Here is a 25,382-nt window from a genome sequence, read left to right as displayed (position 1 = left end):
GAGATACGCAGTTAAGCACCGCTCAATAAAGAGATGTTCGCCGCTCAAGTGAGACACTTATAAGCGTAGTAAAGAATCAGCGGGCAACCCATTAAAAGAAGGGTAAAAAATAGGCTCCCGCAGGAGCCTATTTTTAGATTAAAACCTCATTATTTGATGTTGCAGGTAAAGCGACGGAAAACAGCGGTTGTTTTCTCATCGAGTGTGACCTGTCCACATGGGATATCAATAAAGCCCCAAAGACGAATGCCGAGTGATACCGAATCTCCGTAGCCAATACCTTCATTGGTAACAAATTCGCTGTTTTGATTGTACTTACGATTGCTCTTCCAACGCAGCCAAGGACGATTTGGGTTAACGTCACCGTTAATGGTGGGTTGTACCCAGAAGAAGCTTTTGTTTTTGAATCTCAACGTGAATTTCTGTGGCGCCTCGACGTAATTCAAACTGACAATCACAGGATCGTGATCAGAGGATGAATACGGATTATCCGATTTAACCAAATCACCGGTAAAGCGGCCAGAATATTCAAACAAGGTGCTTTCTACCGAGTTGATATGCCAATCTTCCACGCCAGTAAGCTTTTCAACCACGCTCGTATTACCGACAGCGTGATCCAAACTACCTAGCTCGCCGTCAAAGGTATAAGAGAAAGCATCATCACCTAAAGCGTAAGTCGCCAGATTGACATAGCCGAAGCCATCACCCACTTCCCGCGCCATTTCATCCAGCGTAACACCCGCAATCGAGGTGCCAGCCGCCGTGACAATTTTGCGCGATGCATTGGCAGCGTCATAATCGGTCATTACACGCATGGGATCTTCTTGTCCGTAGGCATTGAAGTCGCCAAGCGCAATGATATCGCCTTGCACATCGATTAACGCGTTCCCGAGTGTTTCTGCTGCTGACACACGGAATTCGTTACAGCGCCCTTGCAGATCGGCGGGGTCATCATTGAATTCGCCCGCAACCCAATCTTCATAGCAGCCAGAGCCTTTCGATTTAAAGTGGCTCACGGCAACGGATAGATTTTCACCCTCAACCACACTGAAGGTTTGCAGTAAGCTATCACGTTGGAACTTATCTAATTGACGCTCCTCACCATCAGGGTTAGCACCACTGATGTGCTGCTCAGGCATACGCACGACCACGGCGTCGGAAGCTGGTGTGACTTTCTCAGGACGATAAATCAACGCCACTTGTATCGCGTCACCACCTAGGAACGCCCCTTCGGTCAGATCATTGGTTGCTGGTGTCACATAGGTGTAATGATCCGTTTCATCAGCAAAACGACTGTTTAGCTCGGTCACCAAGTTCGCCAATGCGCCAGAATCAGCAAAGCCATTGTTCTCGATTTCCATCAAGCCAACGATATCTGCATTCATTGCCTGCAATGCATTAACGATTTTCGCCTGTTGCAACGCAAACTCTGCCGCGTCTTTGGTACCTCGGTTACAGCCGCGAGATGCATCCGCATCCGCCTGATCGTCACAGGTGACATTCAAGTCACCACCAATAGCGCTGGCACTGGTGAAGTAGTTCAACACGTTAAAGCTAGCAACCTTCAAATTGGTGTCGTCGAAGGATTGCGGCGCGGCGGTGCGATCTTGCTCGCGCACAAAATCACCCGCAGTAATCGTGTTGGTTGTCACGAGACGATAGTCACTAAAGCTATAACCAATCACGCCTTCAAGGTTGGTCACGGTATCACCGATACGGATGTAACCTTGCTCAGCATCCAGGTCAGGGAAATACGGCACTACACCATCTGGCGCTTTCAGATCAGACTCAATAAACAGTTGGTTGGCATCATTTTCTGCAACTAAATCCGCCGCCTCCTGCGAGCCTGCAATGTGAAGCTGAGTCGGCTTGAACAGTGGCTCATCATGTGACAGCACCATATTGTTACGGAACGCGTCAAAATCGAAACCAAAGTTACGCGTGACAACCATATCGCTGGTCTGTGTCAGACGGACTTTCATGCCTTCGTGGCGTTCCAGTGCGTCATCTAAAGTTTCACCTTCATCTACCACCAGATCCGTGGCAGCCAATTCACCGACAGTATCGATCACTTCCCAGTTGTTGCCGGATGCATCCAACTCGGTAAAGCTGAAGAATTCTTTGACCTTACCACCAGCACAGACTTGCATGCCGGGTTCCACATCAGTCGGTGCTTGGCTCGTGAAAACAAAGAGACCATCAGAGGTAGCAGCGTCATTGTCGCCGTTGGCATCTTGCAGCCAAAAGCCTTTGTACAACCCTGTCGTCACTGCTGTGACCACACCGGAAACAAAGTAGTCGTCCGTACTCTCAAAACTGCCATCTGGGACAAGTGGACTGCGCGCCCCGCTACCCTGCACGGCATAGGTTGGTGTTAAGGTTTCATCGACACATGTAAAGGTATTGCCACCCCCCCCGCCGCCATCACATGCCTCAAGGCCACTACAACCAAGGCCATCAAACGTATCTTGAGCGAAGCTTTGCCACTCCACTGCGGGGTCAAACGCGACGGTGACATCAGTACGGCCAGTACTGCCTTCTTTGCGACGCAACGTTGTGTTGGCGGCATACGTCGATCCCAAGGCAAGCTCACCTAAGCTGTCGACGACATTGTCGTTATCATCAACCAATGCCACCACGTCATTGCCATTAAAGCTTAACGAACCAGAAGTGATTTGACTGACGTCGGTGACATCAGCAGACGCGTTGCTGTTCCCCACCACAACACTCTCCCCTGCGGCCAATGAGCCAGAAAGGGCGATGGTGGATGAGAACGTCTGGTTACTGTTGAACGCCAATTTCAACACCCAATTATCCAGCGCAACACTGGACGTACCGAGGTTGGAAATTTCGATCGCCTTGTTGTTTGACGAGCCTTCGACATATTCCGTGATCAATACATCGGCGCTGGCGGGCAGAGCGACACTTAAAGCTAGAGCCAGAGAGCTCCATGTTGAAGTCTTCATTTGCTGTCCTTTTTTGCGTGTGAAGTCATAAACACAACAAATGATTTAACAGCCTGAGATTTCATTTAAGTGATGAAAGCCGCAGTTCTTCTAATAGAGAGAGGGCGTTTCTTTTTGAAATAGGATACTGATTCAAGCTTCAACACAAACCGAAATCGTTAAGTGCGTCGCAAACAGATTGAGATTGGGAGGATTTGGAGACAAAAAAAGCAGCGGTTAGGCTGCTTTTTATCGATGTTGGCGAAGACTATGGACGGGTCACAAAACCCACAGCTTCGTACACTTTCTTCAGTGTCACGGCTGCACGTACGGAGGCTTTTTCAGCACCCGCTTTCATAACCTGATCAAGATAGTCACGATCTTCACGGAACTGCTTATAACGCGCCTGTACAGGCTCAAGCATCGCCACCACGGCGTCTGCCGTGTCGGTTTTTAGGTGACCGTACATTTTGTCGGCGTAGTCTGCTTCAATTTCAGCAAACGTCTTGCCCGTCGCAACAGACATCAAGCCCATCAAGTTCGCGACACCCGGCTTGTTTTCGATGTCGAACAGCACACGTGGCGGCTCTTCTGAATCCGTCATGGCGCGCTTAATTTTCTTCGCAATGGCTTTTGGATCTTCTAGCAAACCAATCACGTTGTTGCGGTTATCATCCGACTTCGACATCTTCTTAGTCGGATCTTGCAAGCTCATCACGCGTGCACCCACTTGCGGGATGTAAGGCTCTGGTACAGAGAACACCTCGCCATACACATTGTTGAAACGGTGTGCGACATCACGTGCTAGCTCAAGGTGCTGCTTTTGGTCATGACCAACAGGCACTTGGTTCGCTTGATACAGCAAAATGTCAGCAGCCATCAATACGGGGTAACCAAACAGACCCGCATTAATATTTTCAGCGTGGCGAGATGATTTATCTTTAAACTGGGTCATGCGATTTAACTCACCCATTTGGGTGTAGCAATTCAGCACCCAACCCAATTGTGCATGCTCTGGCACGTGAGATTGAATAAACAGATTGCTCTTTTCTGGGCTTACACCCACAGCAAGGCACAGTGCAAGCGAGTCCAGCGTGGCTTCACGAAGCTTTGACGCTTCTTGACGTACCGTAATGGCATGCAAGTCAACGATGCAGTATTGGCAATCGTAGTCATCTTGCATCTGTTCCCACTGACGCAAAGCTCCAATGTAGTTGCCGATACTGAGTTCACCAGAAGGTTGAACACCGCTAAGTACAATGGGTTTGGTCGTAGGATTACTCATGTTCTTTCTGTTCCTGTCAGTCAATTCAGCCAGCGTGACTAAACGCTGGCTGTATGTTCGAGAAAATTCGAATCTTTAATTTACGCTGTTTTTTCGGTGCTGAGAACCGTTAAAAGCTGGTTAAATTGGTCTGCGACAAATTCCGGCGCGCTGTCGCTAATTGGCTCGCCATAGTTATACCCATATGTCAGGCCAACAGAGATAATGCCAGCATTTTTGGCGGCTAGGATATCGTTTTTCGAGTCACCTACCATCATCATTTGCACATCGCTCAAACCATGCTTGTCACGTAGGCTAACCAACCCTTCTGGGTCCGGCTTGTTCGTTGGCAAAGAATCCCCGCCAATCACATCACTAAAGTAATGCGCCAAACCTAGGTCTTCCAAAATTTCAGGCACAAACTGATACGGCTTGTTGGTCACAATACCCATCGTATAACCCGCCTCTTTCAAGGCTGAAAGCGTGTCTTTCACACCTGGGTACACGACAGTTTTGTCATGACCGTTGTTCGCGTAGTGAAAATCAAAACGTGCACGGATTTTTTGGTACAGCGCTTCATCCAATTCTGGATTGATATTAACGCTTTGGCTTAAAGCACGCTTGAGCATGATTTCCGCGCCATTGCCAATCCAACCACGTACGTCGTTATCCGTCACCGTGTGCAGGTTAAGGTCAGCTAGCGCCATGCGAATGCCTTCGGCAAGATCGGGGGCACTGTCGACTAACGTACCGTCTAAATCAAAAGCGATGTATTTGATGGTTTCAAAGGTTGCCGTCACGAATTATTTTCCTACTTTACTCAGTTCCGCGCGCATTTCATCAATCACTGCTTTGTAATCAGGCTGACTGAAAATAGCTGAGCCTGCGACAAACATGTCAGCACCGGCTTCTGCCACTTCGCGGATATTATCTACTTTAATGCCGCCATCAATTTCGAGGCGAATATTGCGACCGCTTTCGTCAATACGACGACGCACTTCGCGCAGTTTATTCAATGTTTCAGGAATGAAGGACTGGCCGCCAAAACCAGGGTTAACCGACATCAACAAAATCATGTCGAGCTTGTCCATCACATGATCAAGATAGTGCAGCGGCGTAGCTGGGTTGAAAACCAATCCGGCCTGACAGCCATGATCTTTGATTAACTGTAGGCTGCGATCTACGTGATCACTTGCTTCTGCATGGAAGGTGATCATCGTTGCGCCGGCTTTGGCAAAATCAGGAATGATGCGGTCAACGGGCTTCACCATCAGGTGAACGTCAATTGGCGCGGTGATGCCATAGTCACGAAGTGCTTGACAGATAGGCGCACCAAACGTCAGGTTTGGTACAAAATGGTTGTCCATCACATCAAAATGCACCACGTCAGCGCCCGCTGCCAGTACATTTGCGACATCTTCACCTAAACGTGCGAAATCCGCCGAGAGTATTGACGGTGCAATCAGAAAATCCTTCATCCTATAGCCTCACTAGCCCAAAAGTCGGCGCAATTCTACCCCATCAAAGACCGTGTGTCTTATCAGATCCGCTGATTGATACCATAACGCGGCAGTTTTACAGATGGCGCAAGTGACACCCAGACGAATAGACTAAGCTGGAGTCAGATCAGGCAAATATCAAAGAGAATGTGTATGCACGACACCGAGCAAAAAGAAGAAAAGGTCACTATTTGGGAGGTAGTGAAAAGTGTGTTCGCTGCGATGCTTGGCGTACAGTCCGACAAAAATAGGCAGCGGGACTTCAAGCAATCGAGCATGCTGCCTTATATTCTTGTCGGTGTTGTTTTTGTGGTTTTATTTGTCGTGGGGTTGATTGGGGTTGTGTCACTGATCATGCCCAATGAGTGATCACTGATTGGTGCAGCCCGAGCATTAAGGTGACTCGGGACTTTCACTTGCGAACAATGCCAGCAACTCATCCACTTTGTTTCTGCCACTGCCATTTCGACTAATGGTTCGTTTCACTCGCACCACATTGAGATGCGCACCATGATAAAGACTTCGCGTTAGCGGCGTATCATGGTTTGAAACCAGCACAGGCACACTCTTATCCATTGCCGCTTTACGGGCATACTCACCCAGTAAGGCTTGATCATCAAGACTGAACCCACCACTGGAATAGGTGGTGAAATTGGAAGTAGAAGAAAGCGGTGCGTATGGCGGATCGCAGTACATCACGCTACCACGGCGCGCACTCTTAAAGCTCTGCTCGTATCCTTCGCACACAAAGATCGCTTTTTTTGATTTCTCTGAAAAGAACTCAAGCTCCGCTTGCGGGAAATAAGGTTTCTTGTACGAACCAAACGGCACATTGAAGCCGCCTTTCTTGTTGTAGCGGCAAAGGCCATTAAATCCATGTCGGTTCATATACAGGAAATACAATGAACGCAGGTACGGATCTGTGGTGGCGTTAAATTCTTCGCGGATCGACAAATAGGCTTCTTTTTGATTGTACTCTTGAGTAAACAAGGTTCGCACGTCATCGATATAGCGCTGAGGCTCTTGTTTGACCAAATTATACAGATTAATCAGATCCGGATTGATGTCAGCAAGGCGATAATGTTCAAAGTCTGTATTCAGAAATACAGAGCCTGCTCCAACGAAAGGTTCGATCAGCTTTTTGCCTTCCGGCAGGTGTTTGCGGATATCCTCAACCAGAGAGTATTTACCCCCGGCCCACTTAAGAAAGGCACGATGCTTTTTCATTAATGTGTATCCACTACCACAGCTGTTCGAAAGGTGGCGGATTGTATCTCATTTTTTGTCATCAATCAGCGTAATTTCGCGCCTGACGTGAAGCCAAGTTGCGCTTAATTAACCAGTCCAATCTCTTTATGAATTTGAGTGAAGGATTTCGCCCATGGATTCAGGTTGCGAATATTGGCAGGCAATGCCAATTCTGCACGGCGAGCCTCTGCCACACTTGGGTAGTCACCGAGTAATACCATATACCAAGCCTCACCGTTTCGGCGCGTTTCATACACCAAAGCACGACCTAGCAAAGTATATTGCAATAAGAACTCGTCTACCGCTTGGGTAGACTGTAACGCGGCAAGCTGCAGCGCATAACGCGACGCGGGGACAGTCAGCAGTAGATTGTTTGCCATCGGCACGTCAGAGCTCGCGTTGACTGATTCAGTCACTAATGCCGTCGTCTCATCCACAGCCACTTGCTCAACGAGCGCTTCTCCGCTTGTTTGTGTATTGGCTTGAGCGGCGGTGTTTGATTGTGGTGTTGCTAATTCAGGGATTAATGGCTCGGTCACTGCATTGGTGCCGTCTCCGCCAATTTCTTGATCATCCATGATGGCATCAACCACTTTGTCTGGAACAACAATTCTTCGGTCTTGGTCGCGACGCCCAACAGTCATGCCTTCTACAACGGGCGCGACGGGCAGAAAAATCATGTCATCAGTGACCTCGGAGGTATCCGATAGCGCCTTTTCCCCCTGCTGTTCCGCGGTTTGTTGCGCTAGCTCTTTTTCTTTTTCGGCCAACATCGCAGCCAACTCTTTCACACCATCCGGTGTTTCAACAACGACTTCTTCTTGTGACGTTTGAGGTGCCATTGACCACCACACCAAACCACCACCTAATGCAAAAAGAAGGAACAATAGAATAATCAAAGGCAAAGGTGAGCGACGTTTTTTCTCTTCCATCAGAGAAGTCTCCTGCTGTTCCAGCCCTCTCAAAGCGCCGGGTAAAGAAGGCAAAGAGGCAGCTTTTTGCTTTAGCGCTCTGCGCTGCGCTGCATCCAATTGGCGGTTGACCATCATGACTTCGATGAACATCTCGCGTTCATTATCAGCCAGTGGGCTGATTTCTAACTCTAACGGTTTAACACCTTGACCGTAAGAGACTTTGTGCAACCACTTGTTCAATTTACCACGCAAACTAAACAGCAACACATTGATTTGCCAATCATCTCTCTGCTGTGCTTGCGTCACCAATGCCCATAGCTCAGCGATTAACGAGGCACTCAAACGTTGCGCATCATCAATGACAATAAGGGCATGAACCCCATTGCCTTCCAGCATATATTCGAGACTTTGGAGCATGGAATCATGCTCATTGAACACGCCATCACGCACGATTTGACGCAAGATGATTGCGCGATGTTGCGCATCTTGCTGACTATGGTTGCAGATAAGAAGGGATTGGGTGGGCTCGTTCGCCCAATTCTCGAGATAGCGTTCGCTCAACCACGTCTTACCTGCACCAGGCTCGCCAGTGATTTGAACAAGGTTAGAACTGAATCGAGTAAGAAACTGAATTCTCGACAAAAGCTGGATCTGACTGTCCAAATCCAGCGCGATCATGTCATGGGAGCCTGTCATATACAAACCCGCTTAGTGTGTCTTAATGACCTCAGCAAGCGTCTCGGATGTTACGTTTGCAACCACTTCGGACGTACCAATCGATGTTGGCAGCACGAATCGCAGTTGCCCTGAAAGCACTTTTTTATCGCGTTTCATATGCTTAATAAACGCATCATAGTCCATGCTTGCTGGTGCTTTCACGGGGAGATTCGCTTTTTCAAGCAAAGAAGTGATACGGCTAACATCTTCTTGCGAAAGCAGTTGTTGAATCTGAGCCGTTTTGGCAGCCATCACGGTACCTGCGGCAACCGCTTCGCCATGCAACCAATTGCCGTATCCCATTTCAGCTTCGATTGCATGACCGAAAGTATGACCAAGATTGAGCAACGCGCGAACGCCAGACTCTTTCTCATCTTCAGCAACAACATCCGCTTTAATCTGGCAGCAACGCTTGATGGCATACACCAAAGCCGATGAATCAAGCTGGTTGAGTACATCGAGGTTTTCGTCAAGCCATGCAAAAAAGGCACTGTCGACAATAATGCCGTATTTAATAACTTCAGCCATACCCGCTGCAAATTCACGTGCAGGTAAGGTTTTCATCACTTCAATATCAATCACGACCGCTTTAGGTTGATAAAACGCGCCGATCATATTTTTACCAAGAGGATGGTTCACCGCGGTTTTCCCCCCCACAGAGGAATCCACTTGCGATAACAGGGTAGTAGGTACTTGAATAAAGTCCACACCACGCTGATAACAAGCCGCAGCAAAGCCCACCAGATCACCAATCACACCACCACCTAACGCGACAATCAAAACGTCACGGGCGTAATTACCTTCAAGCAAGAAGGTATTGATGGTGTTGAATGTCTCTAGTGTTTTGTACTGCTCACCATCGGGAAGGGTAAGCAAAGCTGGCAAACCACCAGCTTTTCTCAAGGTTTCCAGGAGACGATCCGCATACAGCGGAGCAACGGTGTCATTAGTGACAACCACCACTTGACGACCTTTAGCATCAGAAAAGAAGGTGGGATCTGAGAGCAATCCAGCACCAATTGATATGGGGTAGCTTCTGTCGCCTAGGTTAACGTCGATCCTTTCCATGGAATGCCTTTTTCGTGCTTAGTGATTTTCCAATAGTTCGATGATTTGGTTTGCCACAACCTTGGCGCTTTGATCATCAGTACGAACTACATAGTCAGCGATTTCTTCATAAAGAGGATTACGCTCTTCCGCCAATGCTTCCAGCACTTCACGAGGTTGATCGGTTTGCAGCAATGGACGCTTCTTGTCACGTTGAGTACGTGCCAATTGCTTTTCGATAGTGGTCTCTAGATACACAACGATGCCACGAGCAGACAGACGATTACGGCTCTCCTTACTAAGGATAGAACCACCGCCAGTCGCCAACACGATACCTTGCTTTTCAGTCAGGTCGTTGATGACGTTCTCTTCGCGAACACGGAATCCTTCTTCACCTTCAACATCAAACACCCATGCGATATCAGCACCAGTGCGCTCTTCAATCACGGTGTCCGAGTCAAAAAATTCCATGTGTAGTTGTTGTGCTAGGTGTCGACCAATTGTGCTTTTGCCAGCCCCCATTGGACCTACAAGAAAGATATTTCGTTTTTCAGCCATGTTAAGCAATATACGCGCGGTTAATGAAAACAACACCGCCCGCAGGCTCGCTACTTGAAAGCCCGAGGCGCCAATTTCCTCACAGATAATTCGTGATCAGACCAAAAATTATCTCAGGTCAACTAGCCCTTTGGCAACTTAAAATACGCCTTTAGGGCTGTTTAAATTTACGGGCACAGTGTGGTTAAGAAGGAAACAGGCTGAAATGTGCACTTGGTGCTCACTTCTGCCTGTTCATGCGATTTGTTACGGTAAACAATTATAACACAATGACTTAAATGACTTTATTGCGTCATGATTCTTGGTGTAACAAAGATAAGAAGCTCCCGTTTGCCCATGGTTTCATAGTTACGGCGAAAGAGTTGCCCTAGTCCAGGAATGTCACCAAGTAGGGGGATTTTATCGACACCTTCCATCATTTCGTGTTGATAAATACCACCGAGCACGACAGTTTCACCATCATTAACGAGAACTTGTGTACCAATTCGCTGAGTATTGATAGCCATTGCTTCACCCGTACCCGCTTTTACTGTGCCAGCTGGCTTATCTTGGGTGACCTCCAAATCCAACACTAATTTGTTGTCAGGGGTAATTTGAGGTGTCACTGACAAACTCAATACCGCCTTTTTAAATGACACAGCCGCCGCGCCACTTGAAGACGCTTCCAGATAAGGCAATTCTGTCCCTTGTTCAATGTACGCTGCTCGCTTGTTGGTTGTCAGCAAACGAGGGGACGAAATGATCTCAGCGCGAGACTCAGCCTGAAGCGCTGACAGCTCAAGATCTAACAGCAAGTCTTTGCCTAGATTAGCCACCTGAAAAGCAATGCTTGCCGCATTAGGGCTCACCGCGCCAAGGTTTACATTGAGGAAGTCATCCACGTTTCCAGTGCCAGACTCAAGCCCGTCAACGTTACTGACATTGAGAAAATCTCCACTGCCCGTATCAAAGCCAATGCCTTTGTTCCATCCCAAATTGCTCTCAATTGACCCCCCCGTTGAAAAGCTACCATTGGTGTTAGACACGCCCCAACGCACACCAATCTCTTCCAACGTGCCCTCATCAACGGTCACGATTCTCGCTTCTATCTCCACTTGCTGAACAGGAATATCCAATGATGCGATGAGCGACTTCACCACATCAATATTGTCGGCCAAATCTCTGATCACCAGGGCATTAGTCCGTGAGTCGACAGCGATGCTGCCTCGCTCAGTCAGTAGACTGATCCCTTCATCTTCGCCGCCATCAAGCATGTTTTTAAGATCGACGGCATTGGCGTACTTAATATGCAGCACTTCTGAACGCAGTGATGCCAACTCTCTTTCGGTGCGACGTTTTTCAAGCACCAAGCGCTCTTGCTCATCAAGCTCAGCTTTGGGTGCCACCAGCAAAATATTGCCCATCTGGCGCTTATCTAAGCCTTTAACATTCAAGATGGTGTCTAGTGCTTTTTGCCACGGAACATCATCGAGCCTAAGCGTTAAATTGCCATTTACCGTATCAGACACCACCAAGTTAAACCCATTGTGCTCTGCCACCATCTGCAGGACTGAACGCACAGAAATATCTTGAAAGTTAATCGATATATTGGCGTTTTTCTTCGCTGCTTTATCTTTTTTAGACTGACCGCTAGGCAGCGATGAGAACGGGATAATTTCTACCGTTAGCACATTATTGGTTTGATAATAGTCGTAACCAAAAAAGCCCTTGGTCTTTAGCGTTAATTGCGTGTCGTCGTCAACCGTCTGCACATCCAACGAGGTCGCGATGGTTTCGATCTGGTCAAGGCTTCTTGCTCCAATCAAGTTATCTTCGATTTGTGTCGCTTTGGCACTTATCGTCAATGTCTTGTCTTTCTTATCAAAGTTTGTAACAACGGATTTATCCGCAAATGTCAGGGTCAGCAGTGTTCGACCATTATCCCCCTTTGCAAATTCTAAGTTTTGTAACTGGTTGGCCGCAGACACAACGGGCGTCAGCAACAGACATGCTAAAGCAATAATCCAATGCACACCTCCGCTTACGTTGCCTTGGCATCCTTTCCTCAGGCTTCTCATTCTTTACCCTTATTTATTGTTATTTAGTGCCAATCTGACGTTACGTACTTGCCAGCAACCTAGGCCATCCGGCAAATGTTCTGTGAGAGATAATGTGTGCTGGCTAATACTGTCGACACGACCTCTATGATTTCCAATCATGCGTCCCAGCCCTACACGATGTAGCGTGTTATCTGGCGCTTCAACTAAGGCCCAATAACTGCCAGGTAAGCCAATTACACCTTTAAAATCTAACGACGCCAGCTCATACCCCTCCAAGGAATCTCTATTATTCGGTAAATCATTAGGTTGCCAGCAATCGCCTTTTGCCAAGGTGTCCTCTTGCTCTGCGATGGGTAATACAAAAGGATCAGAATCAACAGTGGGCTCAAACGACATTGCCAAATAGCTAGGCTCTGGTGGCAATTGCGTCGCAGTCACCTTCGCAGAAGCGTAAGTCTGCACAATGAAGCGATCCAAATCTTGAGATGTCTCATGTTGCATGCAACCCGTTAACGCCAGTGTCACTGCCAGCCCAGAAAGGTATCTCATTGCTCCCCCCCGAATTCCCTGTTTTCATATCGATAGGTATGCGCTGTCACCACAAAACGCAGATCGCTGCGCTTATCAACGCGTGAGACAGTGAAATCTTGCAGCGCAACAATGCGTGGTAAACGAGCCAATGCAGCAGAAAACTGACCAATATCGCGATAGCTACCATTAAGTTCAATCTCAAGGGGGACTTGGTGAAGCCAACCGACACGTTTACCGCTCCGCCAATTGAGACGGGCAAAATTCAAGTTATATTGGAGCCCAGTATCATTGATACCTGCGAGTAAAAGGGCGAGTTCATCTTGTGCAGGAAGCTGCTGAGTTAAGCGCGCATAGTAACGCTGTAGCTCCTGCACTTGCTCTTCAACGTCGGGTAACGCGGCAACTTGCTCCGCTTTAATACGAAACTGCGTACGAAGCAGGCTCTCCTCTTGTTTTGCTGCATTCACTTCCTCCTGTGCTGGCAGCAAAACAAAGAAAATAGAGGCGGCGAACAGGGTTACAGCCAAAACGCCAAGCAAGATGTTTTGCGCGACGGGGGACCATTCAGGGATCTCATCGATTTCCCAATCACGCCAATCAGCTGTCATTTTTTTTCTCCTGCGGCAAATTGGGAATGACATATCCCACAAGCTCAAACGTTGCCTTAAATCGCTTTTCCACCAACGTAGGGCGCGATGAATCACTAATGATGGAATGAATTTGCACGTTATCTGCGCCAACATCATCTTCAAGCAATGCCAGCAAGCTAGCCAGTTGGGCATTTGAGCGACTGCGCCCTTCAATGCTTACCTTGGCTGAAGTCATAGATACTTTATCGAGTACAACGCCATCAGGCGTTATCTGAGGCAGGAGATTGAACAGCATGGTGGCGTTATTGCGTTGTTTTTGCAGCGAGTTGACCAAGGTTAAACGACGATGAAGCGCATCTCGCTCGATTTCTCTTTTTGCAAAGGTGCGCAAGGTGCTATTCAAACTGTCGATTTCAGTTTGCAAGCGTGCGTTACGCGTTTCTTGGGTGTTTAATTGCTGATAAATCACCCAACGCGACATCCCTACACATCCAGCCACGACTAAAATCGCAATCATTATTTTGTGGAAAAATCGTCGACGCATAGCCAAGCGTTTACTATCACGCCATGGCAGTAAATTAATACTGACGATCATGCGAGACTCCTCGAAGTGCTAAACCAATCGCGGTAGACCAAGCACTGACTGGCTCGTTGAGTTGCTCAATGATATTCGGGGAGTAGACCAGCCCCTGTAAGGGGTTGAGCGCCTGAGTAGGCCAAGACAAACACGTTTCAAGTAATGAAATATCAACGCTTTTCGCGCTCTCTCCTGATAGCCAAACATGTGAAACTTCTGCACCTGAAAGCTGTGTCGCAGCAAGTTGGTAATGACGCTTAATGACATCAGCAAGCTGTTCAGTAAAGTGCTGTCGAGCCAGTTTGGCATCAGAGGCTCCAGACAGTACCGGGGCGGGTAACTCTCGGTAAAACTGTCCCGATTGACCGTCTCCCATACAAATCTGTAACCGCTCACTGCCCACATCGACCAACAAGCCTATGCCTTGCATCAACTGATGGCCTGACTGCTCGCGATATAAACGCATTAAAGCTTGAGTATGTAATTCGATCACAGAAAGCTCAAAACCCGCACTTTCAAGCCCATTGAGCGTCTCGTTAAGCATGGACTTTCGACAGGCATACACCTCGGTCGCACTTTTATCGTCAAGCACGTGATAATCGTAAAGCAGTTCGTCAATAGGCAGTCCAAGGCTTTCAGAGAGCTGCAAGCCCACTTGCACAAATTGCTCATGATCTGGCACGTCAGCGAGTGGCGGAAAACGTTTTACCGCAACACTGCTTTGCGGTACGCCCATGATTTGGTGTTTTGGCCAATGCCAAGGCATTGAGCAAGCTTTACTAATCTGCTTTTTTAACCCTCGTAGTACCGCTTCCAATGTTTCTACTTCGTAAGGCACAACCAAGAGCGTTTTTAACGCGACTGATTGGCTACCTTGCTGAAGTAAGGCCGCTCGCACAGCACTTGTGCCAATATCGATGCCCACTGTTGTTGTTACACCAAACATTTGCAGCGCTACCTTCTTAAAAGTCAGCATCAAGTAACTTTTTTGAAAGTTCTCTTTGCGGATCCGTTATTTTTTGTTCAGTTGTCTTTATACTAACGACACTAATCGATCTGACGGTTCGACAAAAAACGTGACGGGAAATATCAAGTGAAGTTCATTAAGCGGCTGCTTATCATTGCATTGATTTGCATATTGTTTGGAGTGGGTACAATCTTTGGGTTTTATATTTATGTAAAACCAGAGTTACCAGATGTAGCCACCCTCAAAGATGTCGAGTTGCAAACACCAATGCAGGTATTTAGCGCAGACGGCAAACTTATCTCTCAATTTGGTGAAAAACGTCGTATACCAGTCACTTACGATCAAATTCCTCAAAATTTAATGAATGCATTGATCGCCACCGAAGACAGCCGCTTTTACGAGCATCCTGGCATTGATCCGATTGGCATTACTCGCGCGGCAATTGTGGTCGCGATGTCTGGCTCAGCCAAACAAGGGGCGAGTACCATTACTCAGCAATTGGCACGTAATTTCTTCCTCTCTAATGAGAAGAAAATCATGCGGAAAATCAAAGAGATTTTCATCGCCATCCACATTGAGCAATTGCTGACAAAACAAGAAATCATGACGCTATACGTCAACAAGATTTTCTTGGGTTATCGCTCCTACGGATTTGGCGCTGCTGCACGCGTGTATTTTGGCAAAGAGTTGAACGAACTCACCCTGAGTGAAATCGCCACCCTTGCTGGCATGCCAAAAGCACCATCAACCATGAACCCGATTTATTCGGTAGAGCGCGCAACCCATCGACGTAACGTCGTACTGAAACGTATGTTGGACGAGGGCTACATTACGCGTTCTGACTATGAGCAGGCTCGAAATGAGCCGCTGGTTGCTCGCTACCATGGCGCTGAAATAGAGCTAAACGCACCCTATGTGGCAGAATTAGCACGTGCATGGGCTGTAGATAAATACGGTGCAGACGTTTATGAATCAGGCTTGAAGGTTTACACCACGGTCGATTCTCGTCTGCAAAATTCAGCTCAAGAAGCTACTGTTAACAACTTGATCTCTTATGACCAACGCCATGGTTACCGCGGCGCTGTTGCGACATTGTGGAAGGATAAAACCACGCCTTGGGATGCTGATAAAATCAAAGCACACCTCAATAAACAACCGTCTTATGGCGAACTCAAGCCCGCAGTCGTGACCAACGTTGACGCAAAAACCGCCGAGGTTGAACTTCAAAATGGCGATATAGCTACCCTGCCTTGGAATGGCATGAAATGGGCTCGTCGCTACGTCACCGATACCCGTCAAGGTTCTGCGCCGAAACAAGCCGCAGACATATTGAGTGCTGGTGAACAAATTTGGGTCCGGAATATCGATGACACTTGGCACCTCAGCCAAGTGCCGGATGCCAACACGGCCATGGTTGCTATCTCTCCTGACAATGGTGCCGTCAAGGCATTGGTGGGCGGCTTTAACTTCGTCCACAGCAAGTTCAACCGCGCAACACAGTCTATCCGTCAGGTAGGTTCAAGCATTAAACCATTCATCTACTCAGCAGCCATTGATCAAGGCATGACACTGGCAACACTGGTTAATGATGCCCCTATCAATCGATGGGACGCGAGTCAGGGTGTCGCATGGCGTCCGAAGAATTCGCCACCGACTTATGATGGCCCAACCCGTGCTCGCATCGGTTTGGCACAATCAAAGAATGTCATGGCTGTGCGTGTCCTTCGTCGTGTTGGGCTGGATGAAACAATCGACTTCCTCACCCGTTTTGGCTTTAAGCAAGATGACTTACCGCGCGCAGAAGCACTTGCATTGGGCGCAGGTAGTTTGACGCCAATGGAAATGGCGCAAGGATTTGGTGTATTTGCAAACGGCGGTTATTACCTCAAGCCGTATTACATTGAAAAAGTCGAAGATGCATTTGGCAAATTAGAATACAGCGCAACCCCGCAAACCATCTGCCATGAAAATTGTGATAACCCAACCAACAAGCGTGACTCAGCGAACTTGTCGGAAGAGGAAAATTTACTAGAGCAAACCGCAGGCATGGAAAATGAACCCGAGTTTGCACCTAAGGTCGTGAGTGAGCAGAACGCATTCTTGGTCAGAGAAATGCTGGAAGCAAACATTTGGGGCGGCGGTGATTGGCGTCAAGGTACGGGCTGGAACGGTACGGGCTGGCGCGCACAAAAACCGCTAAATCGACGTGATATTGGCGGTAAAACAGGGACGACTAACGACTCAAAAGATGCATGGTACACGGGTTTCTCCCCAGGTCTAGTGGCAACCGTCTGGGTGGGTTTTGATGATCACTCACGTAAATTGGGCAAAACGTCACGCAACGCCAACTTGGCAAATGATCAAGTCTCAGGTGGCGAAGCGGGCGCTAAAACAGCACAGCCTGCGTGGATAGACTTTATGTCAGACGCACTGGTTGATGTGCCAGAACAACGCAAGGTTGTACCATCAGATATCGTGAAAGTGCGTATCGATAGAGACACCGGCCTACTCACTCGTAAGAATGATGCCAGCTCGATGTTTGAGTACTTTCAAAAAGGAACCGAGCCGACAGAGTATGTCTCAGCGGCGGCATCAAATGGCGGCAATATTTATGAGTCTGAAGGCGAGGAGCTGTTCTAACACTTAACCGCTCACATCAATACTTACCATAAACAAAGGCGCCGATTGGCGCCTTTGTTACATTTAACCCACCCGTTTTTTCTAGCGGCTTACCGGATGACACACTTCTTTCATCGAATCCGCAATCACAACAGCCAGTTTTTCATAGCGTGTTCGCAACGGCGAGCCAGGACGATAGTCCAAGGTAACCAACCGTGTTGGCTCCGGATCAACCGCTTTGATATAAACCACGCCATCACGGTGCATACTTTTCGGGACGGATAACTTAGGCAACAAGGTGATCCCCGTTTCGGCTGCGACCATGTTACGCAGCGTTTCCAAGCTGGTTGCTCGGAATCGTGTGTCTTCTTTTGCACCTGCCGCAAAACAAAAGCCCAGCGCCTGATCGCGCAAGCAGTGCCCATCAGCAAGCATTAATAAGTTTTCTCCATGCAATGACGGCATAGTGATTTCTTTTTCTTTTGCCCAACGATGGCTTTCTGGCACAGCCACCAACATCGGCTCGAGATAAAGCGGGATTTCTTTAAAGTGCTCGGTCTCTTTGACTGTCGCGACGATAATGCAATCAAGCTTGCCTTCATCGAGCTGTTGCACCAATTGATGGGTTTGCGCCTCGTGCAAAAATAGCTCTAACTCAGGGAAAGCCTGCTTAATGGCAGCCACTATATACGGCAATAGATACGGACCAATCGTGGGAATAAACCCAACATGCAAAGGGCCCGACATCTCCTCCCCTTGTTGACTCGCCATTTCTTCCAGCACTTTTACTTCCATCAGGATCTTTTGCGCTTGCCTAACAAGCTGCATTCCCGCATCAGTAAACAACACTTTTCGGCTAGTACGCTCAAGCAACATCACGCCAAGCTCATCTTCAAGCTTGCGTATCTGTCCACTCAGAGTAGGTTGACTGACAAAACATGCCTCTGCAGCCTTGCGAAAATGCTGATGCTCAGACAAAGCCACCAAGTATTCGAGATCTCGGATATTCACGCCAAATGCCCCTTTGATAGATTTCACTTATTAAAATGATAAACCTAATCAATTAGATCTATCTACCCCTCTCGGCATAATATAACCACATCAACCGGGAACACCGGATTAAAGAACTAAAAAACAATAATTATTTAAGGGGTAACACCATGGAACTGATTAACAAAGAAGGTCAAAAAATCCCAAACGTAACGTTCCCAACTCGCCAAGGCGACGCATGGGTTAACGTCACAACTGACGAACTATTTGCTGGCAAGACAGTCGCTGTATTCAGCCTGCCAGGTGCGTTTACGCCAACGTGTTCATCCACTCACCTGCCACGCTACAACGAGCTGCACGCTGTCTTTAAAGAGCACGGCGTTGATGACATCCTTTGTGTCTCCGTGAATGACACCTTCGTGATGAACGCATGGAAAGCTGACCAAGACGCAGAGAACATTACCTTCATCCCAGACGGCAATGCAGAGTTTACTCGCGGCATGGGCATGGCAGTCGCCAAAGATGACATTGGTTTTGGTGAGCGCTCATGGCGTTACAGCATGCTAGTCAAAGATGGCGTAGTAGAGAAAATGTTCATCGAGCCAAACGAGCCAGGCGACCCGTTCAAAGTGTCTGACGCTGACACCATGCTGGCATACATTGCACCAGACCATAAACTGCAAGAATCCATTACGGTATTCAGCAAACCAGGTTGTCCTTTCTGCTCGAAAGCAAAACAACTGCTGATCGATAACAAGCTACAGTTCGAAGAAATTGTACTTGGTCAAGATGCCACTACCGTTAGCCTCCGCGCGATAAGCGGCCGTGCAACCGTACCGCAAGTCTTCATCGGTGGTAAGCACATTGGTGGTAGCGACGAGTTGGAAGCGTACTTCGCTTAATCTCAATCAATCGTCATCCAAGGGCTGCACATGCAGCCCTTATTATTTAGAAGCCTTATCGATTTATCGCGCCTTCTGGAATTTGTTTCATCTGGAGAAGAACAATGAAAACCTTGAATGTTGATGTAGCTGTAATTGGTGGTGGTACCGCAGGACTTGGTGCTTATCGCGCCGCAAAGGCACACACTGACAATGTTGTAATAATTGAAGGTGGCCCTTACGGAACAACATGTGCCCGTGTCGGTTGCATGCCATCCAAACTGCTGATTGCCGCCGCTGAAGCTGTTCATCACATCGAGAAAGCGCCAGGCTTCGGCGTTTATCCTCAAGGTGAAATCAACATCAACGGCCGTGAAGTGATGGATCGCGTTAAACGTGAACGCGACCGCTTTGTCGGCTTTGTGTTGGAAGGCGTTGATGAAATCCCTGCTGAAGACAAAGTGGCAGGCTACGCAACATTCATCGACAGCCATACACTGATGGTCGATGACCACACTCGCATCGAAGCAAAGCGCGTTGTTATTGCAACCGGCTCCCGCCCGACATGGCCAGCACCTTGGAATGACTTGGGCGACCGCTTAATCATTAACGACGATGTGTTCGAATGGGACGACCTGCCTGAATCCGTCGCAGTATTTGGCCCTGGCGTGATCGGTCTAGAGTTAGGTCAAGCACTCCATCGTCTTGGCGTAAACGTGAAACTGTTTGGTGTTGGCGGACAAGTTGGCCCACTGACAGATCCAACGGTAATGGCTTATGCAGACAAAGCCTTCAATGAAGAGTTTTATTTGGATGCCGATGCCAAGGTTGAAGAGATGGTGCGTGAGGGCGAGAAAGTTCATATTCGTTACCTCGACAAGCAAGGCGAGGAGCAACACATGGTCGTTGATTACGTGTTAGCCGCAACAGGTCGTCGTCCAAATGTCGACAAGTTAGACATTGAAAAAACGGGTATGGAATTGGATGCGCGCGGCGTACCGACAGCCGATCATTACACGATGCAAACCAGTGTTGATTCCATCTTCATTGCGGGTGATTCAAGCAATCAGATGCCTTTGCTTCACGAAGCTGCCGATCAAGGCCGTATTGCGGGTGACAACGCGGGTCGCTTCCCTGACATCCGTGCAGGTCTACGTCGCAGTAAAATATCGGCGGTATTCTCGGATCCACAAATCGCAATGGTTGGTGAAACCTACAAAGACATCACCTCTCGTCTTGGCACCTGTGGTTGCTTTGAAATTGGTACCGTGTCGTTTGAAAACCAAGGCCGCTCACGTGTGATGCTGCGTAACAAAGGCATGTTAAACGTTTACGGCGAGCAAGGCACTGGACGTTTCTTGGGCGCAGAAATGATGGGGCCAAATGCTGAGCACCTTGCACACCTGCTTGCATGGGCACACCAAAGCCAAATGACCATTTCGCAGATGCTTGACATGCCGTTCTACCACCCAGTGATTGAAGAAGGCGTGCGCACCGCCCTTCGTGACCTAAATGCAAAACTGCACCTAGGTCCTGAAATGATTAAACATTGTCTGGACTGCGGTCCGGGCTGCTAATCCACCCCTTATTGGAATACTGACGTATTCGTCTATTTGTAAACTTGCACTTTGCCCTCCTTTACGGAGGGCTTTTTTATTTGTAGTCTGCAAGCAGTTGATTGTTTTAGGGCTAAACGCAAATGAGTTGCCGATTCTGCCAAGATGCATCCCTTTCCATACGCGCCAAACTTGGGCGCTGTAAACGCTGCATGATTCAGCTTGCAGTGATGAACTTGCTGCTTTGGCCAATTTGGTTTGTGTGGTTCAGCAACACACCCAAATCCATTGAATCGATTACGTTATTATTTGCAGGTGGCGCGAGTGCCATCTTGCTCGCACTTCATTTGATTTTGATGCCTTTTCGCCGAGGCGATTCAGACGCTCAGTCATAGCGGACTAAAAACAAAAAACCGGCCGAAGCCGGTTTTTTCATGTTTGTTATTCTCGCCATTTACGCAACGTTTGCTTTGGCAATCAGTCTGTCTTGGTCAAAAGTAAACTCAAGTGCCACTTCATCACACGCATGTAAGCGCGGACAACGTTCACAATCTTTCATCACTTTCTCTGGCAGCAAAGATTTTGAGGTTGGAATAAAGCCTTGTCCCATAAAGAACTCAGGAACACGTGTCAGTACAAACACTTTCTTGATAGCCATGTTTTTGGCTTTCTTCAACAAGTTCTGCACGATAGCACTGCCTTGTCCTTGGTTCTGCCAGCCTGCTTCCACGCCCAATGAGCGCACTTCCGCCAAACCTGAGTCATAAACGTACAATGATGCACAGCCTGTGACTTCGCCCTGATGCTCTGCCACCGCAAACGAGCCAATATCACGTACTAATTCATTGCGTTCACGCGGCAAGTTTTCACCCAGCCCCGCCCAGTAAACCACCATGCCTTCAATGGCATCGAGATCGGTCAGCCTTGCACCACGCACTTTCACCCGTGGAGAGTAACGCTTATCTAGACGCTTCTCTGCCTGACTGATGGCATATTCCACTTGGGTTGGCGCTACGCCGCCCAAAGCACTGCGTTTTTCAAGGCAGGATTCAATAGTCAGGATCGGATAGACATCTTCATCAATCACGGACGAGAACTCTTTCATCTCATCCAGCGATAACTCTTCCAGTGCACAACCTTTTTCAATGGCGGCAACAACTGCAACACCCACAATATGGTGCGCTTCACGGAAAGGAATGCCTTTTGCAACCAAGTAGTCAGCTAGCTCTGTGGCGTTAGAATAGCCTTGCATCGCTGCTTCCAAGGTACGTTCTTTGTTGATTTTGATGCCATCGAAACAAAGTGCTGCCATCTCGATACAATCAAACCAAGTATCCAACGCGTCAAACAAGCCTTCTTTGTCTTCTTGCATGTCTTTGTTGTACGCCAATGGCAGTGCTTTCACTGTCATCATCATGGCGGACATTGCGCCGTAAACACGACCTGTCTTACCACGAATCAACTCAAGAGCATCGGGGTTTTTCTTTTGTGGCATCAGGGATGAACCTGAAGTGACTGTATCGGCCAACTCAACAAAGTTCGATTCGCCCGAGTTATAAAAAATCAGGTCTTCTGCCATACGTGACAAGTGAAGCATAGAGACCGTTGCCACCGACATCAGCTCCATCACATGGTCACGATCAGACACGGAATCTAAGCTATTGCGGGTTGCACGACGAAAACCCAGGCTATGCGCTAGCGCTTCACGGTCGATAGGATACGCAGTTCCTGCCAATGCACCTGAACCCAATGGGCAGGTATCGAGGCGATTTAGCGCATCGCTCAAACGAGAATAATCACGTTCAAACATTTCTACATACGCGAGGCACCAGTGTGCAAACGTCACCGGTTGGGCGCGTTGCAAGTGCGTGTAGCCAGGCAATACAGTGCTTTGATTCACTGCCGCTACCTGAACCATTTGGTTTTGTAGCTTATCAAGAGCAAGGAGAAGCTGCTGACCCTGCTGACGACACCAAAGCTTGAGATCGGTCGCCACCTGATCGTTACGCGAACGACCTGTGTGCAGTTTTTTACCCAAGTCACCGACTTTGGCAATCAACTGTTGCTCAACCCAGCTGTGAATATCTTCGGCATCGGAGCGCAGGATCTGTTCTGGATCTTCCATCACAGCTAACTTAATTTCGTTCAGCGCCAACTCTAAACGTTGTTGTTCCTGCTCTGTCAGAACACCCACTGAGCGCAACGCTTTAGACCAAGCGATGGAGCCCACAATGTCCTGCTCCGCGAGGCGATAGTCAAAACGCAACGAATCATTAAACTGCTTAAAACGTGTGTCGGCTGCCTGACTAAACCTTCCGCCCCATAACGCCATATTTACTTCTCCTTAATCTCTATTGCTTCCAGCTATCTATTTTTGTTTTTTTTCATTTAGCGCACGAATGCGGCTTGATAGCGAGTAAAGACGGATAAAGCCCCCAGCATGGCTGTGATCGTAAACATCATCTTCACCAAAGGTCGCAAACTCTTCTGAGTACAAGCTATTGATCGAGCGCTTCTGCACTACTGTAGCCTGTCCTTTGTACAGTTTCACTACCACTTCACCGGTCACCGCTTCAGCCAACTCATCGGCTGCTGCCAAAATTGACTTGCACAGTGGGGTGAACCAACGACCATCATAAATCAGGTGAGAGGCTTTTAGACCAAGCTCTTCACGGAACTCGAAGCAATCTTTGTCCAATACCAGTTGCTCTACGCCACGCAGTGCTTCCATCATGATGGTGCCGCCTGGTGTTTCGTAACAACCGCGAGACTTCATACCGACCAAACGGTTTTCAACGATATCGATACGACCCACACCGTGGCGTGAACCTTTTTCGTTTAGCGTTGTGAGGACTTGATACGGTGACATTGCCTGACCATCTACTGCGGTCACTTCACCTTTTTCTACCATCAAGGTGACTGTTTCAGCTTGATCTGGCGCTTGCTCAGGATCAACCGTCCAAACCCAGCAAAGCTCGTTAGGTTGATTCCACGTATCTTCCAGAACGCCGCCTTCTGTAGAAATATGCCAAGCGTTAGCATCACGGCTGTAGATTTTCTCAAGGCTTGCAGTACAAGGGATTTTGCGCTCTGCCAGATAATCCAACAGGGCCTCACGGCTGCGAAGATCCCACTCACGCCATGGCGCAATCACTTTCAAATGCGGTGCCAGTGCAGCAAATGCACTTTCAAAACGTACTTGGTCATTACCTTTACCCGTACAACCATGACACAACGCATCAGCACCCACTTCTAGCGCACATTCAACCTGCGCTTTCGCGATGATAGGACGCGCCATTGATGTACCTAGCAAGTATTTGCCTTCGTACATGGCACCGGTTTTCAGGCTCGGGTAGATATACTCAGAGACCATTTCTTCTTTCAGGTCAGCGATGTAACACGCTGATGCACCAGAAGCGATGGCTTTTTCTTCAATACCAACCAGCTCTTCTTCGCCCTGACCCACATCGGCCACGAACGCGATGACTTCGCAGTCATAGTTTTCTTTTAGCCATGGAATGATCGCCGACGTGTCGAGACCGCCAGAATACGCAAGTACAACCTTCTTAATAGTGCTCATAGTAACTCTCCTTGTTACCGCTCTGACGGTCAGTACAGGCGGTGAACGACATAAATATAGGGATATAAATTCAGTTAAACAGTGAAACGGGTACCGATGTTGCCGCCGCTGAATAAATCAGCCAGCCGCTCAGGATAACGCCAACTCGCCACTTCAATCGGACGACCTAGCGCATTTGCCGCTTCAAACGCCGCTTTCACTTTGACGACCATGCCGTCCGTGATCACGCCGCTTTCAATTAATTCATCAGCCAATTTTGCATCAAGTGCTGGCATCAGCTTGCCTTTTCCATTAAGCACGCCACTAACATCTGACAACAAGACCAGCTCTGCATCCAGCGCAGCGGCAACCGCAACCGCCGCCTGATCCGCATTCACATTCATCAGTTCGCCATCAACATCAAGGCCAATCGAGCTGATAATGGGTACGCAACCTGTCGCCAAAATCGCTTGCAGTAACTTAGCGTCACCCGGCGCCGCTTTGCCCACATTGCCCAACTCAGGATCAAGTTGGGTAATATTACAAAGACCGCCATCTGCCAAACTCAGACCGACAGAGTGAATGCCGCTTCTGACTGCTTGCCCTTGTAGCAATTTGTTTGCCGTTCCTGCGAGTGCACCGGCGACCACATTAATCTGATCTTTTGGTGTGACACGCAGACCCTGCTTTTTCTCGACCTTCAGGTTCAGTGCTTTCATCAGGTCATCGACCAAGTAGCCACCACCGTGAACAATCACAATCTCACGATGCGCGGACGCTTTGTATGCAGCAATGGCGTTGAATAGTTTTTCTAGTGTCTCAGTGCAAGAAAGCGCTGCACCACCCAGTTTCACCACTAAAGGACGTAAACTCATCATGAC

At 48.3% G+C, this 25,382-nt stretch carries 22 protein-coding genes; 5 read left to right on the top strand and 17 right to left on the bottom strand.

Annotated features, from left to right (window positions below):
* Positions 1-149 precede the first annotated feature (149 nt).
* From ACED36_RS04845 to rpe, 4 genes are all read right to left on the bottom strand, one after another.
* Positions 150-2,966 carry an ExeM/NucH family extracellular endonuclease gene (locus ACED36_RS04845; protein WP_016961974.1) on the bottom strand — a complete coding sequence of 939 codons (2,817 nt, stop codon included), beginning with the start codon at positions 2,964-2,966 and terminating at the stop codon, positions 150-152.
* A gap of 247 nt (positions 2,967-3,213) precedes the next feature.
* Positions 3,214-4,230 carry a tryptophan--tRNA ligase gene (trpS, locus tag ACED36_RS04840; protein WP_016961973.1) on the bottom strand — a complete coding sequence of 339 codons (1,017 nt, stop codon included), beginning with the start codon at positions 4,228-4,230 and terminating at the stop codon, positions 3,214-3,216.
* Positions 4,231-4,310: 80 nt separating this feature from the next.
* Positions 4,311-5,009 (bottom strand): phosphoglycolate phosphatase, encoded by a 699-nt coding sequence (locus ACED36_RS04835; RefSeq protein ID WP_016961972.1) that lies wholly within the window; start codon positions 5,007-5,009, stop codon positions 4,311-4,313.
* Between the two features lie 3 nt (positions 5,010-5,012).
* Positions 5,013-5,687 carry a ribulose-phosphate 3-epimerase gene (gene rpe / locus ACED36_RS04830; RefSeq protein ID WP_017006890.1) on the bottom strand — a complete coding sequence of 225 codons (675 nt, stop codon included), beginning with the start codon at positions 5,685-5,687 and terminating at the stop codon, positions 5,013-5,015.
* A 174-nt stretch (positions 5,688-5,861) separates the two neighbouring features.
* Between rpe and ACED36_RS04825 the strand changes: the two genes are divergently transcribed.
* Entirely contained in the window at positions 5,862-6,077 is a 216-nt protein-coding gene (locus ACED36_RS04825; RefSeq protein WP_016961970.1) for a DUF2970 domain-containing protein, read from the top strand.
* Positions 6,078-6,101: 24 nt separating this feature from the next.
* Here ACED36_RS04825 and ACED36_RS04820 read toward each other — a convergent pair whose 3' ends face one another.
* The 9 genes from ACED36_RS04820 to pilM all read right to left on the bottom strand — a co-directional run bounded on the left by ACED36_RS04820 (position 6,102) and on the right by pilM (position 14,905).
* A complete protein-coding gene (locus tag ACED36_RS04820; RefSeq protein WP_016961969.1) occupies positions 6,102-6,935 on the bottom strand; it encodes a Dam family site-specific DNA-(adenine-N6)-methyltransferase in 834 nt (277 codons plus the stop codon).
* Between the two features lie 104 nt (positions 6,936-7,039).
* Positions 7,040-8,548, bottom strand: coding sequence for an AAA family ATPase (locus tag ACED36_RS04815; RefSeq protein WP_016961968.1), 1,509 nt, complete (start codon positions 8,546-8,548; stop codon positions 7,040-7,042).
* Between the two features lie 30 nt (positions 8,549-8,578).
* Positions 8,579-9,655 carry a 3-dehydroquinate synthase gene (gene aroB, locus ACED36_RS04810; protein WP_016961967.1) on the bottom strand — a complete coding sequence of 359 codons (1,077 nt, stop codon included), beginning with the start codon at positions 9,653-9,655 and terminating at the stop codon, positions 8,579-8,581.
* A gap of 18 nt (positions 9,656-9,673) precedes the next feature.
* Positions 9,674-10,192 (bottom strand): shikimate kinase AroK, encoded by a 519-nt coding sequence (gene aroK, locus ACED36_RS04805; RefSeq protein WP_026023777.1) that lies wholly within the window; start codon positions 10,190-10,192, stop codon positions 9,674-9,676.
* 284 nt (positions 10,193-10,476) lie between these two features.
* Complete coding sequence (locus tag ACED36_RS04800; protein ID WP_241823310.1) at positions 10,477-12,249, bottom strand: type IV pilus secretin PilQ; 1,773 nt, start codon at positions 12,247-12,249, stop codon at positions 10,477-10,479.
* Between the two features lie 9 nt (positions 12,250-12,258).
* Positions 12,259-12,780, bottom strand: a complete 522-nt coding sequence (locus ACED36_RS04795) for a pilus assembly protein PilP (protein WP_016961964.1) — start codon at positions 12,778-12,780, stop codon at positions 12,259-12,261.
* On the bottom strand, positions 12,777-13,370 hold the full coding sequence (locus ACED36_RS04790; RefSeq protein WP_016961963.1) for a type 4a pilus biogenesis protein PilO: 594 nt from the start codon (positions 13,368-13,370) through the stop codon (positions 12,777-12,779). Before ACED36_RS04790 ends, ACED36_RS04795 begins: the two co-directional genes overlap by 4 nt.
* Positions 13,360-13,947, bottom strand: coding sequence for a PilN domain-containing protein (locus tag ACED36_RS04785; RefSeq protein WP_016961962.1), 588 nt, complete (start codon positions 13,945-13,947; stop codon positions 13,360-13,362). The genes ACED36_RS04790 and ACED36_RS04785 overlap by 11 nt, the downstream gene beginning before the upstream one ends.
* The gene (gene pilM, locus ACED36_RS04780; RefSeq protein WP_016961961.1) at positions 13,931-14,905 is read right to left on the bottom strand and encodes a type IV pilus biogenesis protein PilM; all 975 of its coding nucleotides are present in this window, start codon (positions 14,903-14,905) and stop codon (positions 13,931-13,933) included. Before pilM ends, ACED36_RS04785 begins: the two co-directional genes overlap by 17 nt.
* A gap of 117 nt (positions 14,906-15,022) precedes the next feature.
* On the opposite strand from pilM, the gene ACED36_RS04775 reads away from it, so the two are divergent.
* Positions 15,023-17,536 (top strand): penicillin-binding protein 1A, encoded by a 2,514-nt coding sequence (locus ACED36_RS04775; protein ID WP_016961960.1) that lies wholly within the window; start codon positions 15,023-15,025, stop codon positions 17,534-17,536.
* An 81-nt stretch (positions 17,537-17,617) separates the two neighbouring features.
* Here ACED36_RS04775 and oxyR read toward each other — a convergent pair whose 3' ends face one another.
* Positions 17,618-18,526 (bottom strand): DNA-binding transcriptional regulator OxyR, encoded by a 909-nt coding sequence (oxyR, locus tag ACED36_RS04770; RefSeq protein ID WP_026023775.1) that lies wholly within the window; start codon positions 18,524-18,526, stop codon positions 17,618-17,620.
* Positions 18,527-18,675: 149 nt separating this feature from the next.
* On the opposite strand from oxyR, the gene ACED36_RS04765 reads away from it, so the two are divergent.
* The 3 genes from ACED36_RS04765 (at position 18,676) to ACED36_RS04755 (ending at position 21,337) form a co-directional block, all read left to right on the top strand.
* The gene (locus tag ACED36_RS04765) at positions 18,676-19,407 is read left to right on the top strand and encodes a glutathione peroxidase (protein WP_016961958.1); all 732 of its coding nucleotides are present in this window, start codon (positions 18,676-18,678) and stop codon (positions 19,405-19,407) included.
* Between the two features lie 104 nt (positions 19,408-19,511).
* Positions 19,512-20,963: a dihydrolipoyl dehydrogenase gene (locus ACED36_RS04760; protein ID WP_016961957.1), complete on the top strand. Its 1,452-nt coding sequence runs from the start codon at positions 19,512-19,514 to the stop codon at positions 20,961-20,963.
* A gap of 122 nt (positions 20,964-21,085) precedes the next feature.
* Positions 21,086-21,337 (top strand): DUF3624 domain-containing protein, encoded by a 252-nt coding sequence (locus ACED36_RS04755; protein WP_026023774.1) that lies wholly within the window; start codon positions 21,086-21,088, stop codon positions 21,335-21,337.
* Between the two features lie 59 nt (positions 21,338-21,396).
* On the opposite strand, the gene argH is transcribed toward ACED36_RS04755, so the two are convergent.
* From argH to argB, 3 genes are all read right to left on the bottom strand, one after another.
* Complete coding sequence (gene argH, locus ACED36_RS04750; protein ID WP_016961955.1) at positions 21,397-23,274, bottom strand: argininosuccinate lyase; 1,878 nt, start codon at positions 23,272-23,274, stop codon at positions 21,397-21,399.
* Positions 23,275-23,310: 36 nt separating this feature from the next.
* Positions 23,311-24,522, bottom strand: a complete 1,212-nt coding sequence (locus tag ACED36_RS04745; protein WP_016961954.1) for an argininosuccinate synthase — start codon at positions 24,520-24,522, stop codon at positions 23,311-23,313.
* 74 nt (positions 24,523-24,596) lie between these two features.
* The gene (gene argB, locus ACED36_RS04740; protein WP_016961953.1) at positions 24,597-25,376 is read right to left on the bottom strand and encodes an acetylglutamate kinase; all 780 of its coding nucleotides are present in this window, start codon (positions 25,374-25,376) and stop codon (positions 24,597-24,599) included.
* Between the last annotated feature and the right edge of the window lie 6 nt (positions 25,377-25,382).

The organism is Enterovibrio sp. FF113 (assembly GCF_041439165.1).
GTDB classification, from domain to species: Bacteria; Pseudomonadota; Gammaproteobacteria; order Enterobacterales; family Vibrionaceae; genus Enterovibrio; species Enterovibrio norvegicus_A.
The sequence above is the reverse complement of the archived record's forward strand: the minus strand, read 5'-3'. Positions and strand labels throughout refer to the sequence as shown.

Coding starts and splice junctions, on each gene's coding strand:
- rpe (WP_017006890.1), bottom strand. CDS start 5,687: ATGAAGGATTTTCTGATTGCACCGTCAATACTCTCGGCGGATTTCGCA.
- ACED36_RS04745 (WP_016961954.1), bottom strand. CDS start 24,522: ATGAGCACTATTAAGAAGGTTGTACTTGCGTATTCTGGCGGTCTCGAC.
- ACED36_RS04800 (WP_241823310.1), bottom strand. CDS start 12,249: ATGAGAAGCCTGAGGAAAGGATGCCAAGGCAACGTAAGCGGAGGTGTG.
- aroB (WP_016961967.1), bottom strand. CDS start 9,655: ATGGAAAGGATCGACGTTAACCTAGGCGACAGAAGCTACCCCATATCA.
- trpS (WP_016961973.1), bottom strand. CDS start 4,230: ATGAGTAATCCTACGACCAAACCCATTGTACTTAGCGGTGTTCAACCT.
- ACED36_RS04795 (WP_016961964.1), bottom strand. CDS start 12,780: ATGAGATACCTTTCTGGGCTGGCAGTGACACTGGCGTTAACGGGTTGC.
- ACED36_RS04820 (WP_016961969.1), bottom strand. CDS start 6,935: ATGAAAAAGCATCGTGCCTTTCTTAAGTGGGCCGGGGGTAAATACTCT.
- ACED36_RS04845 (WP_016961974.1), bottom strand. CDS start 2,966: ATGAAGACTTCAACATGGAGCTCTCTGGCTCTAGCTTTAAGTGTCGCT.
- ACED36_RS04765 (WP_016961958.1), top strand. CDS start 18,676: ATGGAACTGATTAACAAAGAAGGTCAAAAAATCCCAAACGTAACGTTC.
- pilM (WP_016961961.1), bottom strand. CDS start 14,905: ATGCTGACTTTTAAGAAGGTAGCGCTGCAAATGTTTGGTGTAACAACA.
- ACED36_RS04825 (WP_016961970.1), top strand. CDS start 5,862: ATGCACGACACCGAGCAAAAAGAAGAAAAGGTCACTATTTGGGAGGTA.
- ACED36_RS04790 (WP_016961963.1), bottom strand. CDS start 13,370: ATGACAGCTGATTGGCGTGATTGGGAAATCGATGAGATCCCTGAATGG.
- ACED36_RS04755 (WP_026023774.1), top strand. CDS start 21,086: ATGAGTTGCCGATTCTGCCAAGATGCATCCCTTTCCATACGCGCCAAA.
- argH (WP_016961955.1), bottom strand. CDS start 23,274: ATGGCGTTATGGGGCGGAAGGTTTAGTCAGGCAGCCGACACACGTTTT.
- argB (WP_016961953.1), bottom strand. CDS start 25,376: ATGAGTTTACGTCCTTTAGTGGTGAAACTGGGTGGTGCAGCGCTTTCT.
- ACED36_RS04815 (WP_016961968.1), bottom strand. CDS start 8,548: ATGATCGCGCTGGATTTGGACAGTCAGATCCAGCTTTTGTCGAGAATT.
- ACED36_RS04760 (WP_016961957.1), top strand. CDS start 19,512: ATGAAAACCTTGAATGTTGATGTAGCTGTAATTGGTGGTGGTACCGCA.
- ACED36_RS04785 (WP_016961962.1), bottom strand. CDS start 13,947: ATGATCGTCAGTATTAATTTACTGCCATGGCGTGATAGTAAACGCTTG.
- aroK (WP_026023777.1), bottom strand. CDS start 10,192: ATGGCTGAAAAACGAAATATCTTTCTTGTAGGTCCAATGGGGGCTGGC.